Below are 11,635 nucleotides of genomic sequence, written 5' to 3'. Positions count from 1 at the left end.
ATTGGTGAAGGCGCTGACCCGCTTGCCCTCCACCACCGGCCGCCCATCGCCGCGTTTCGCCCGCACCAGCCCCGCCGGCCCGTGGCACACCGCCGCCACCACCCGCCGGTCGTCCAGGTACGACCCCACCAGCAGCGCCAGCGCGTCGCTGTCCGGCAAATCCCACATGGTGCCGTGCCCGCCCGGCAGGAACAGCGCGTCGAAGGGCTGCCCCGCCACCTGATCCACCGACGGCGCCGTCCGCGCCGCCCGCATCGCGTCCTTGTCGTCCAGGAAGCGGCGCGCCGCCTCCGGCACCTCCCCCTGGTCCGGAAGGCTGCGCGGATCGAACGGGATCGCCCCGCCGCGCGCCGAGGCCAGCGTCACCTCCGCCCCGCCGTCCTTCAGCGCGTAGTAGGGAACCGCCAGCTCCTCCAGCCACACGCCCGTCTTGTGCCCCGTCCCGCCCATCTCCGCGTGCGAGGTGGCGACGATGAGTACCCGCCTGCCGATCATCGGATGAACCCTCCTGTGCCGTCGAACGTGGTTCCAACAGCCCGGCCCGGCGGAGGTTCGGGGCGAAATGCAACCGGATGCAACGGGATGCAACGGATCAGGGCAGGTGTTGCATTCGCCATCCTCGTGCCGCTCCCTGGTCGGGTCCCTGGGATGATTATCCTATTGAACAGGCGCGGCCTTGGCAAGGCGGGGCATGGGGAAGGGAGCGAGAGGCCTTGCCTCTCGCGCTCTCCACCAAGGGCCGATGTGGCCCTTGGATCCCAGGAATTTAGGTATAATCTCCCTCCCCCAGCCCCGCTGGGGGAGGGAAGGGGCCCGCCGAAGGCGGGAAGGGTGGGGGCCGGTTGTTCGCGAGGATCAACCCCCCACCGCCATCCGCCGCAGATCCGCGACCAGCCCGCCGACCAGCTCCGCGTCGGCCGGCACCTCCATGCGCCAGCGCACGCACTCCGCCTTGTCGGCGAGCCCGCCCGGCGTCTCCGGCCGCGCCGCCAGCAACCGGGCGGTGGCGCGGTCGCACGCCGCGTCGGCCGCGTCGGAGCGCGCCCACGCCCGCTCCACCGCCGCGGGCGGATCGCCCCGCCGCTCCATCCGCGCCGCCTCCGCCGCCAGCGCGTCGGACTCCGCCACGGCGCGCACCTACTCCCGGTACAGCGCGCCCGTGTCCCTGTCTGCTCCCACCGGCGCCCCCACCGGCGCCGCCCCCGCCACAAGCACCCCGCCGCCGCCCGCCAGCAAAGACCGGCGGGATAAAGACAAACCCGTGGTATCCTCGGAACCAGCCATGATCCGTAGCTCCCAACATAGCTCGGTTGTGGTCAGGCCGGGCGGGGTGCTGCAACACCCCGCTTGGCCGCTTCCTTGTTGCGCTATCGCAACATGGTTATAATGCCGTGAGCGCCTGGAGCGGGCAAGGGAAATCGAGGCGAGGTATCGAAAAGTGCACGCCGTTCAATGCAAGATGGCGCGCGTGGCGCTGGGCTGGGGCGTGCGCGACCTCGCGAAGTACGCCAAGGTGTCCACGGAAACGATCTCCCGCCTGGAACGCGGCGAAAAGCTGAAGCCCCGCACCATCGACGACATCCGCGCCGCCTTCGAAGCAGCGGGCATCGAGTTCATCCCCGAAGACACCAAGGGGCCGGGGGTGCGGTTGCGGGAGCCAATTTAGTAAACTGAAATAATTTCTCTTGAATTGGAAGCTTTTCCACTTCAACTGCGAGTGATTCTCGGGAGCTTTATGAATTGTTTTCAAGATACGATATCAATCGTACCGATTTTTCCAATTTTTTACTTCCAATTTCTGTAAACCCTTGCAAAGAGAGTTTTGCGTAGTATATCGCGTCACTTGTCTTGTTTTCTGCGGAGTGGCATATAGCAATCAGTAGATGCAGATCAGGTGTTATCCCCCGACCGCCTGCTTGCTTTGTTAGGGATAAACCTTGATGGCATAAGATGACTGCTCTCTCGGTATCTCCGTCTTGTGCAAGTAATTCACCTATTGCAAAAAGGTATCTTGCTTCTCCGTCTTTATCTTCCATCTCTCTAGAAATCTCTAGTGCCTTTTCGTAGAAGCTCATTGCTTCATTGGTATTTCCAACTAGACTATGGCAAAATCCCAGATTGCCGAGGCAAAGAGCCTCGACGCCCTTGTCGCCAATTGATCTTGCTAACGAAATTGTCAAGTTGATCGTGGCTATTGCTATATCATATTTTGATAATAATATCAGAGCGCTGCATAGATGGGAAAGCCTCAAGCACTCGCCAATTTTATCGCCAAGTTTCCGTGAAATATTTATCGATTCCTCTATAAATGGTATCGATTTTTCTGCCTCGTCTAACTTTAGGTGCGCAGCTGCGATGTTTGAAAGTTCAATACCTACGCTTTTATCGTCATTCGAATTTCTATATATTTCTAGACATTCCATGTGTGTTTTGAGTGCTTCTTTTGGCATGTTCATTCTTGTATAGGTTGACGCTATATCGCTAAGGCGTCTGGCATGAGCACCAGTGTCTCCCAAATCTTGAGCGATTTTCGCGGATCTTGTGAATGCTTCAACTGCCTTGTCATAGTAGCCAGCAGCGGCATGGGCCTGCCCAATACAAGAAAGAAGCCGTTTTTCGGCCTCTCTGTCGGAAAGTTTTTGAGATGCTTGAATGCCGATGCTCGCCCATTTCACTCGCACCGATGGCAGCTTTCGTAAGCTCATAGCGGTTGAGGCGGAAAGTGTTAGAGATATGCAAACTATACAGAAAAAATTGTTGGAATCCAGAAGGTCGCTGGCGCAAGTCATGGTTGCGTCAAAGTTATGATCATCTTTATCGTATAACGTAAGCCCGGAAAGTATGGAGTTGTTCCCCTCTTCTATTAGTTTGTCAATGCGGATCATGAGGTTTGTATAGTGCTGGCAGTATTTGACCCATGCTTGAAGTGTGCGCATGGTGCTACTCGGCTCCGAGCCTGTTATCCCTGCCACCGCGAACACCCGCGCCGCGACTGGCCGCATCAGGTCATGCAGGCGGTAGCGCCACTCGTCCGCGTCGAAGAGTAGCAGGGAGCGACCAAGCAGCGTGGTGAGCGTCCGCTTGGTCTCGTCCTCCTCCATTCTCCACACGGCGGCGGCGGCGCGTTGGTCGAAGTCGGCGGGGAAGACGGACAACTCCTGCCAACGGGCGGCGAGGGCCGGGTTGGATTGGGCGAGGCGGCGGGCGCTCAGGCCCAGGACGGCGGCGACTCCGGTGTCGGGCAGGCTGTCCAGGGTCAGGCGGTCCGGGCGGGTGCGCTCGTCGGACAGGTCGCGGATGTAGGCGGCGGCGGTCCAGTCGATCGCCTCGGCGAGGAAGGAGCCGGCGACGCGCAGGGCCAGCGGCAGGTCGCCGCAGAGGCTGGCGATGGTGTCCCACTCGGCGTCCGTCACGTCGTCGCGGCCGGCGGCGGCGGAGCGCAGCAGGGCCACCGAGTCCGGGCGGGCCAGTTCGTGCAGTTCCAGGCGGGTGGCGCCGGGCAGGGGGATGGGGTCGCGGGCGGTGACGATCAGGCCGCAGGGCGGCGGCGGCACCAGATCGCGCACCTGCGTGGCGTCGGCGGCGTTGTCCAGCAGGATCAGCGCCCGCTTGCCCGCCAGTACCGAGCGGTAGAGGGCCAGCATCTGGGCCGGGTCGTCGGCCGGCGGCGTCTGCGGGTTGAAGGCGCGCACCACCTGGGCCATGGCCTCGACGGGGGTGAGCGAGGGGGCCTCGCTGTGGCCCTGGAGGTTCACCAGGATCTGCGCGTCCGGGTAGCGCGCCACCAGCTTGCGCGCCGCGTGCACCGCCAGCGTCGTCTTGCCGATGCCGCCCATGCCCTTGATGGCTGTTACCGCCGCCGCTCCGCCGGATTCGCGGTCCAGCGCGGCGAGGAGCGTTCGCAGGTCGGCCTCGCGGCCGGTGAAGTCGGGGATGTCGGAGGGGAGTTGGTGGAGGGGGGAGTGGCGGGGAGCCGCCGCTTCGGCAAGGCTGATGTGGATGCTGGAATTGTTCAGGTCGCCGCTGATGGCGACGGAGCCCGGTCCTGAAGCGGTCGTATCCCCAGTCATGCTCAGCGCCCCACGATGTTCCCGCTGCCGGTGACGATGACCGACCCTGTGACGCTGCCGCCGATGGCAACGGCGCCTTGGCCGGAGGCGACGACGTTGCCTTGGCCGAGCAGGGCTTGCAGGTCCTTGGCGAGTTGGGGATCGGCCTCAAGGAGCTTGCGGACTTGCAGGCGGAACGCGGCGCGGGTGTCCTCGTCGTCCGGGTTGGACGTGACCTCCTGGGCGGCGGCTTGGGCGGCCGGGTTGTCGGCCACGCGCGGCCCCAGCTTGGCCCAGAGCGCTTTGGCAAGGGAGAGCGTGGCGTCGGTGATCTTGGCGCCGGTTTGCTGGAGGATGCCGTCGCCCACTCCTTGCAGAAGGGGGAGGGCGGGGGCGACCACCGCGACGATTTCCTTGGCGAGTTCGATGTCGCTCATTGCATGCCTATGTGTGAAGCTCGCGTATGACGGGAATTGTAGCATGGAAGGGGGAGGTCTCGGCTATCCCGATGGACCCTCACCCGCCCGCGCTGTGCGCGGGCACCCTCTCCCGGGGCGGGAGAGGGTTTTGCTGGCGCGTGGACGTGACGCTTTGCGGGACCCCCTCACCCTAACCCTCTCCCCAGGGGGGAGAGGGGACAGCGGCATTGCGGCTCCCTCGCGCTTGGCCGGGCGGTGCGCTACGCTGCCGGCGGGTCATCGTGAGGGGAGGTTCGCCGTGCTGGAGTTGCGTCCGAATTGCGAGTGTTGTGACCGGGACTTGCCGCCGGAGTCGCCGGAGGCGGTCATCTGCTCGTTCGAGTGCACGTTCTGCGTGGACTGTCGGGACGGGGTGCTGGGCGGCACGTGCCCGAACTGCGGGGGCGAGCTGGTGCGGCGGCCGGTGCGGCCGGCGGGGAAGCTGGAGAAGTTCCCGGCGTCCACCGTGCGCAAGGTGAAGGCCGGAGGGTGTCAGCCGGCGTTCTGAAGCGGGCTCAGGGCGGCTTGAGGCGGCCGAGGACGGGCGGGTTCGGGGTGCCGGTGGCGCGCAGCAGGACGGCTTCGCCGGAGGCGGGGTGGATGCCGGTCAGGGACGTGATCGTCACCTGATGCGTCACCAAGACCACGGGCGGGCCGTCGGCGGGCAGTGCGGCCAGGAAGCGGCGGAGATCGGCGGTGCGGGATTCGCGCTCGGCCGGGTTGGGGACGGTGGAGTTGAGCGCCGGAAGCTCCGCCACCGGGCCGAGGTCGAGCAGGCGCGCGGTGTCCAGGCAGCGGCACCACTGGCTGGAATGGACGCGGGCCGCGCGGATGCCGCGCTCGCGCAGCAGGGCGCCCATGCGGCGGGCCTGGGCGCGGCCGCGGTCGTCCAGGTTGCGCTGGGTCGCGCAGTCGCCCAGGCGCAGGCCGGGCGGGTCGCCGAAGCCCGGCGCCTCGGCGTGGCGCATCAGGATCACCAGGCCGGCGGGGTTTTCCGCCCCATCCGCCCCAGCGCCCGCCGCCGGGGCGGCGAGGGCGAGGAGGAGGGGGGCGGCGAGGAGGGCTCGGCGGGGGAGCATCGCGCACGCTCCCCGCTCAGAGGTCGAGGACGATGTCGAAGGTGCCGGCCAGGGCGCCCGGCTCGGCGGGGGTCGGGCGCAGGGGGACGATGACGCTGCGGCGCGCGGCCGGGTCGCGGATGCCGTTGAGCAGGCCGTCGCGGGCGTTCAGGGGCTCGCCCTCCACGTACATCTGCGTCACGAAGCGGCCGGTGCCGGGCACGATCACCGCCACGTGGATGTGCGGCGTGCGGCCGGGGTAGGGCACCGGGCGGATGGTGCGGAACGCATAGCCGCCGCCGGAATCCACCGCCGTGCGGCCGTAGCCCTGGAAGCCGGAATCGAAGCGCGCCTGATCCGGGGCACGGGGGTGGCGGTAGACGCCGTTGGCGTCGCACTGCCAGATCTCCACCGCCGCACCGGGCACCGGGCGGCCCTGGCGGTCGAGGACGCGGCCGGTCACGTGGGTGACGGTGCCGAGTGCGCGGGCCGCGGCACCCTGCACGCGGACGAGGTCGCCGTCGGCGTCGGCCGGCAGGGTGACGGGGTAGAACGGCCCCTCCGTCTGGCCGGGGGTGAGGACGAGGGGTTGGGCGGCGCGGGCCGTCCGCCGGGGGGCGAGGGCGAGCGTGCCGGCGGCGGCGAGCAGCGTGCGGCGGGTGAGCGTGTGGGGCATGGTCCGGTCCCTCCCTGGCGCGCCTTTTTGGGTCCGGTCCCGGTCCGCGGCGCGGGGGCGGGGGATCGTCAGCCGGGCGGGTAGACCGCCGTGATGCCGGACAGCACCGTCTCCGCCGCCAGGGCCGCCAGCACGATGCCCAGCACGCGGCTGACCGTGTTGATCACCGTGCGGCCCAGCAGGCGGGCCACCGCGTTGGCCGCCACCAGCACCGCCGCCACCCCGGCGATGACCAGCGCCGCCGCCCCCAGAACCTGCGCCTGTCCCGCCCAGGTGGCGCCGAAACGGTCCATCAGCAGCAGCGTGGAGGTGATGGCCCCCGGCCCCGCCACCAGCGGCACCGCCAGCGGGAACACGGCGAGGTCGTGCGCCTCCTCCTCCGTCCGCGCCTCGTCGGCGGTGCGTTCCTTGCGGTCGCTGCGCTTCTGGAACAGCATCTCGAAGGCGATCCAGAACAGCAGCGCGCCGCCGGCGATGCGGAAGGCCGGCATGCCGATGGACAGCGCCGTCAGCACCACATCACCGAAATAGGCGAAGAACACGATCACGGCCAGTGCCACCGCCGAACCCTTCAGCGCGATCAGCCGTTTGCGCGGGGCGTCGAACCCCTGGGTCAGCGCGATGAAGATGGGCACCAGCCCCGGCGGGTCGATGACGACCAGGAAGATGACGAAGGCGCTGACGAAATCGTCCACGGTGCGGTTCCCTTGCGGCTGGGCATCAGGAACCGCACCGGCGGGCCGGCTGGCAAGCCGGTTTTGCGTGCTATGCCCGCTCACGCCGCCTTGCGGGCGGCGAGCTGGGCGTAGCGGGCGTAGAGGATGTTCTCCTCCTTGTGCCAGCGCATGAACAGCGCGGCCGACAGCTTGCCGAAGTCGCGGGCGTACTCCAGGCCGGAGCCGCCGTCCTTGTAACGGTCGAAGAAGCCCAGGATCTCCTTGCTGATCGCCGTCATCTCGGCGGCGAACTGGGTGGCCATGCGCTCGGCGTCGGGCTGGCCGGCGGCGGCCTCCAGGAAGGCCGGGTAGAACTCCCGGTCCTCGTGCGCGAGGTGGTCGACGAAGACCTGCCGCGCCGCGCGCAGGGCGCGCCGCCCCTCCTCGGTGCCGATGCCCAGCGCCTTCACGCGGTCCAGCAGGTCCTTCAGCTCGTCATGCTCCCGCTTCAGGGTCGAGATCAGGGTCGACATGGTGCAAACCTCCCGTTTCTAAATATGCATTTATAATGCATATTATGGCCGCGCCGGAGGCATGCCGATTTGGCACGGCCGCCATGCGCGCGTACGGCGAACGGCGGGGCGCGGTTCGCCTTTTCCGTCGCCTTTTCCATTCCATGGGCCAGAATGCCGCCATGCAGATCACCCGCTTCACCGACTACGCCATCCGCGTCCTCACCTACTGCGCCCTGCGGGACGGCGGGCTGGCGACCACGCAGGAGATCGCCGAACGCTACGGCATCTCCACCAACCACCTCGTCAAGGTGGTGCAGGAGCTGAGCCGGCACGGCTATCTGGCCGCCGCGCGCGGCAAGGGCGGCGGCATCCGCCTCGCCCGCCCGCCCGAGGACATCAACCTGGGCGAACTGATCGGCCGGCTGGAGGAGATGGAGCTGGCGGAATGCTTCGGCAGCGGCAACGCCTGCCGCATCACGCCGGCCTGCCGCATGGCCGCGATCCTGGCGGAGGCGCGCGCCGCCTTTCTGGCCGCCCTGTCGCGCCACACCCTGGCCGAGGTGGTGCAGCCGCACGGCGCGCTGCGCGCGCTGCTCGCCATTCCCAAAGCGTGAGCGCGGGAACACGCGGCCCACGGCTCCGTTCTTGCTTGCACGGCATCGGAGCAACGCCCATGACCACGAAAGCCACGACGAAGACTCCTGCGAAGACGACCAAGAAGACGACGAAGACGACCAAGGCGCAGGCCGCGAAGGCCGAGGCGCCGAAGAAGGCGGCGGCCGCCAAGAGCGCGGCGAAGCCCGCGCCGAAGCGGGCGGCCAAGCCGCGGGCGAAGCCGGACGCGTCCGGCTCGGTGATGGACACGGTGCGCGCCGTGGTCGACACCGCGGCGGCGGTGATCGGCGCGGCCAGCGTCGTGCACTCCGCGCTGACATCCGGCGGCAAGAAGCAGGGGCGGACGGCCAAGCGGGTCGGCAAGGCGATCGAGATGGCCGGCGGCACCGTCGCCATGGCGGCGGCGCTGGTCGACCTGAACCGCGCCAACCCGGAGGCGCTGTCGGCGCTGAAGCACATCGGCCCGCAGCGCGCGCGGCGCATCGTCGAATCGCGCCCCTTCGCCGCGGTCAGCGACCTCGTCGACCGCCGCATCCTGCCGAAGAAGGCCTTCGACGACGTGAAGGACAAGGTGAGCGTGTGACGCCCTACGCCAGAAGCGTGCGGTAGAACGCCTCGATCTCGGCCAGGCGGCCGGCCTGTTCGTAGCGCGACAGGTCGACGGCGGCGTGCGGGCGGCGCTCGGCGGCGGCGCGCCGCAGGGCGGCCGCCAGCGCGTCGGCGTCGTCGCGCGGCACCAGCTCGGCCGGCAGGCCGGGCAGTATGGCTTCGGCGCCGTCGGTGCGGGTGGCGACCACCGGCACGCCGGCGTCCAGCGCCTCCAGGAAGACCAGCCCGAACGGCTCCTCGCGCGAGGGGGAGGCGAACAGGTCGAAGGCGGCGTAGAGGTCGCGCACGTCGCTGCGGAAGCCGGTGAAGACCACGCCGGGCGGGGCCGACTGCTCCAGCCGCGCGCGCTCCGTTCCGTCGCCGACGATGGCGAGGCGGGCACCGGGCAGGGCGGCGCGGCGGAACGCCTCGATCAGCAGGTCGGCGCCCTTGACGGGGATCAGCGCGCCGACGAAGCCGATGAGGAACGTGTCCGGACCGGCGCCCAACTCGGCGCGCAGCGCCGCCACCCTTGCCGCGTCGGGGCGGGGGTGGGGGCGGTACCACAGGTCGATGCGGCCGACCTTGCCCCGGTACTTGGGCGACACGCCGTCGCGCTGGCGGTCGGTGGTGCAGATCAGGCCGGCCACGTCGCGGTAGGACTTGTGCCGGTAGTCCAGGTGGATGGTGGCGGCGACCGGCGCCCGGCCGGCCACGCGTGGCAGCAGCCGGCTGGCCCGCCCGCCGTGCGCGTGCACCACGTCCGGTTTGAAGCGGCGCAGCGTCAGCCACGCCTGCGGCGTCCAGAACGGGCGCTTCAGCCCCACCACGCGCACCGCCGGGTCCAGCCAGTCGCGGATCGACACGCCTTTCTCGTCGGCGCAGTCGGCGCGCAGCATCAGCAGCACCTCGTGCGCCTTGGCCTGGGCGTTGGCCAGCTCGGCCACGTGGCGCTCGGCGCCGCGGAAGCCCTTGGACAGGATGGCCTGGACGATCCGCATGGGTTGAGCCGTGGTCCGTGGCGGGGGTTTCTACTTACGGCAAAGGCCGGGATTGGGCAACGTGCGTGGCCCCGGTCACGGTTCGCGCACGGCGGGCGCGTTCCTGCGGCGCGCCGGCGGCCGCGCCTTCGGGTAGCCGCGCGGCGGCACGCCGAAATGCGCGGTGAAGGCGTTGATGAAGTTGGAGACGTGGTTGTAGCCGACGCGGTAGGCGATCTCCTTCAGCACCACGTCCTCCGTGGTGATGGCGCGGCGGGCGTGCTCCAGCCGCTCGTTGCGCAGCAGCTCGAACGCCGTCGTGCCGAACACCTCGCGGAAGCCGGCGTTCAGGCGGCGCTCGGTCATGCCGACGGCGGCGGCCAGCGCGCCCAGGCCCGGCGGGTTGCGCATGTCGGCGAGCAGCCGCTCCCGCGCCTCCGCGATCATCGCGCGCTCGTGGGCCGAGAGGGCGTCGGGCCGGGCCGCCCGCGGTTCGGCGAGCGCCGCGGCCTGGAGCGCCAGGAGCTGGAGCGCCACGCCCTCCATGAACAGGATGCGCAGCGGCCCGTTCAATCCGGGTGCGAACAGATCCTCCGCCAGCCGGCGCAGGCGCGGCGACGCCGCGGTGGGAACGACGGGCGTGTGGGCCGGGTCGGGGGCGAACAGCGGCTCCAGCGGCCCCGGCACCACGCCGTCGAACAGGCCGGCGGCGCGGTCGAGGTCGAAGGCGTAGCCCGTCAGCCGCAGGTTCTGGCCGCCGCCGATGGTGACGACCGACGAGGTTTCCAGCGGGCGGAAGAGCATCGCCTGCTCCGGCCCGATCCGCAATTCCCTGCCGTCGGTGAAGCGGTGGTCCAGGATCCCCGACACGCTGATCTGGCCGGTCAGCCAGAGCGTGGAAGCGCCGTTGCGCGGCTCCACCACCATGTCGCGCAGCACCTCCGCGGCGACCAGGAAGACGCGCAGGCCCTGGCCGATCTCGATCCGCTCGACGCTGCCCCGCCAGTTCTCGTCCGCGACGGGGGTGCGTTCCTCGACCCACAGCGACGAGCGGCCGGTCGCCGCGTGCAGCAGCCATTCGATGTCCGACACGGCGCGGCGTCTAAGGCGAGGGAGCCGGGCGGCGGCGCGGGCGGTGGGGCTGTCGGTTGCGCATAACTTCCAGTCCGTTGCTCACATAAACCCGAAGTTGCTGCAAACCGATGGCCTGGACAAGATTTTGTTGAGGCCGGTTTGGACAAATCGGACGGGTTGCGTGGAATTTTCGGAAAGCACACCGCAGCGCAGGGTGCTGCACCGGATCTCCCGCCGGCGTCTCCGGCCGGGCAGCGAGCAGTTCGCGGCTGCCCCGTAAGTTTGCGCGACGGATGTTTGCCTGAGGGAAGATTGAGCCGACCATGAACTTCACCATCACCTCCACGGCCGACAGCGGCGCCGGCACGCTGCGCCAGGCGATTCTCGACGCGAACGCCGACCCGGGCGGAGCGCCTCACATGATCACCATCGACGCCGCGCTTGGTGGCAGCATCCAGCTGACGCGGTCGTTGCCGATGATCACGGTCAGCCTGACGATCGTGGGCAACGACAAGGTCGTGGATGCGCAGGGCAATGGGCGGGTGTTCTTTGTCCAGAGCGGGACTGTGACGATCTCCGACCTGACCATCGATAACGCGGTGGCGAAAGGCGGTAACGGAGGTGACGGCAACGGCCTGGGAGGCGGCGGCGGCGGCGGTCTTGGTGCGGGCGCCGCGATCTTCGTCAACAGCGGCGCGACGGTCACGCTGTCGGGGGTTTCGGTCGGTAATGCTTCGGCAACCGGTGGGAGGGGCGGCGATACAAACGGGACGGGCGTTATAGGAGCCGGCAGCGGCGGCGGCGGCGGTCTGGGTGGAGCCGGAGGCTCCGCCGGCATCGGCATCAGCGCCGTCAACACGGACGACGGCAGCGGGGCCGGCGGCGGGGGTGGCGGCTATGCGGGTGCAGGGGGAAACGGCAGCTACGGCGGCGGCGGCGGCGGCGGCGAGTTCGGAAATGGACGCG

General features: G+C 68.8%; 14 protein-coding genes and 1 pseudogene. 5 read left to right on the top strand and 10 right to left on the bottom strand.

The features are described from left to right. Together VED21_RS22550 and VED21_RS22545 are read right to left on the bottom strand one after the other, a co-directional pair. Positions 1–495, bottom strand: a 495-nt coding sequence (locus VED21_RS22550; protein WP_324886247.1) for a type 1 glutamine amidotransferase domain-containing protein, incomplete at its 3' end; no start/stop codon positions are given. Between the two features lie 360 nt (positions 496–855). After that, entirely contained in the window at positions 856–1,128 is a 273-nt protein-coding gene (locus VED21_RS22545) for a hypothetical protein (RefSeq protein WP_324886245.1), read from the bottom strand. Positions 1,129–1,438: 310 nt separating this feature from the next. Here VED21_RS22545 and VED21_RS22540 point away from each other — a divergent pair, with 310 nt between their 5' ends. Further along, entirely contained in the window at positions 1,439–1,666 is a 228-nt protein-coding gene (locus tag VED21_RS22540; RefSeq protein ID WP_414638273.1) for a helix-turn-helix domain-containing protein, read from the top strand. 67 nt (positions 1,667–1,733) lie between these two features. On the opposite strand, the gene VED21_RS22535 is transcribed toward VED21_RS22540, so the two are convergent. Together VED21_RS22535 and VED21_RS22530 are read right to left on the bottom strand one after the other, a co-directional pair. Beyond that, positions 1,734–4,070 carry a tetratricopeptide repeat protein gene (locus tag VED21_RS22535; RefSeq protein WP_324886243.1) on the bottom strand — a complete coding sequence of 779 codons (2,337 nt, stop codon included), beginning with the start codon at positions 4,068–4,070 and terminating at the stop codon, positions 1,734–1,736. A gap of 2 nt (positions 4,071–4,072) precedes the next feature. Continuing rightward, entirely contained in the window at positions 4,073–4,486 is a 414-nt protein-coding gene (locus VED21_RS22530) for a hypothetical protein (protein ID WP_324886241.1), read from the bottom strand. A gap of 280 nt (positions 4,487–4,766) precedes the next feature. Between VED21_RS22530 and VED21_RS22525 the strand changes: the two genes are divergently transcribed. Continuing rightward, positions 4,767–5,015: a DUF1272 domain-containing protein gene (locus tag VED21_RS22525; protein WP_414638272.1), complete on the top strand. Its 249-nt coding sequence runs from the start codon at positions 4,767–4,769 to the stop codon at positions 5,013–5,015. 7 nt (positions 5,016–5,022) lie between these two features. On the opposite strand, the gene VED21_RS22520 is transcribed toward VED21_RS22525, so the two are convergent. From VED21_RS22520 to VED21_RS22505, 4 genes are all read right to left on the bottom strand, one after another. Next, positions 5,023–5,586, bottom strand: a complete 564-nt coding sequence (locus VED21_RS22520) for a histidine phosphatase family protein (protein WP_324886237.1) — start codon at positions 5,584–5,586, stop codon at positions 5,023–5,025. Between the two features lie 16 nt (positions 5,587–5,602). Then, the gene (locus tag VED21_RS22515; protein WP_324886233.1) at positions 5,603–6,241 is read right to left on the bottom strand and encodes a protocatechuate 3,4-dioxygenase; all 639 of its coding nucleotides are present in this window, start codon (positions 6,239–6,241) and stop codon (positions 5,603–5,605) included. Positions 6,242–6,309: 68 nt separating this feature from the next. After that, positions 6,310–6,936, bottom strand: coding sequence for a MarC family protein (locus VED21_RS22510; RefSeq protein WP_324886231.1), 627 nt, complete (start codon positions 6,934–6,936; stop codon positions 6,310–6,312). A gap of 80 nt (positions 6,937–7,016) precedes the next feature. Then, entirely contained in the window at positions 7,017–7,430 is a 414-nt protein-coding gene (locus VED21_RS22505) for a hemerythrin domain-containing protein (RefSeq protein WP_324886229.1), read from the bottom strand. Positions 7,431–7,591: 161 nt separating this feature from the next. Here VED21_RS22505 and VED21_RS22500 point away from each other — a divergent pair, with 161 nt between their 5' ends. Both VED21_RS22500 and VED21_RS22495 read left to right on the top strand, forming a co-directional pair. Further along, entirely contained in the window at positions 7,592–8,026 is a 435-nt protein-coding gene (locus tag VED21_RS22500) for an Rrf2 family transcriptional regulator (RefSeq protein WP_324886228.1), read from the top strand. Positions 8,027–8,085: 59 nt separating this feature from the next. Then, a complete protein-coding gene (locus VED21_RS22495; RefSeq protein WP_324886227.1) occupies positions 8,086–8,610 on the top strand; it encodes a ComEA family DNA-binding protein in 525 nt (174 codons plus the stop codon). 4 nt (positions 8,611–8,614) lie between these two features. On the opposite strand, the gene VED21_RS22490 is transcribed toward VED21_RS22495, so the two are convergent. Together VED21_RS22490 and VED21_RS22485 are read right to left on the bottom strand one after the other, a co-directional pair. Further along, positions 8,615–9,616, bottom strand: a complete 1,002-nt coding sequence (locus tag VED21_RS22490; RefSeq protein WP_324886225.1) for a glycosyltransferase — start codon at positions 9,614–9,616, stop codon at positions 8,615–8,617. Positions 9,617–9,691: 75 nt separating this feature from the next. Continuing rightward, positions 9,692–10,687, bottom strand: a complete 996-nt coding sequence (locus tag VED21_RS22485) for an AraC family transcriptional regulator (protein WP_324886223.1) — start codon at positions 10,685–10,687, stop codon at positions 9,692–9,694. Between the two features lie 305 nt (positions 10,688–10,992). On the opposite strand from VED21_RS22485, the pseudogene VED21_RS22480 reads away from it, so the two are divergent. After that, positions 10,993–11,635: pseudogene (locus VED21_RS22480) on the top strand (hypothetical protein); the annotation flags it as partial.

Source organism: Azospirillum sp. (genome assembly GCF_035627195.1).
In the GTDB taxonomy this organism is placed as follows: Bacteria; Pseudomonadota; Alphaproteobacteria; order Azospirillales; family Azospirillaceae; genus Azospirillum.
Note: the sequence above shows the minus strand (reverse complement) of the source record. Positions and strands in the feature narration are given on the sequence as shown.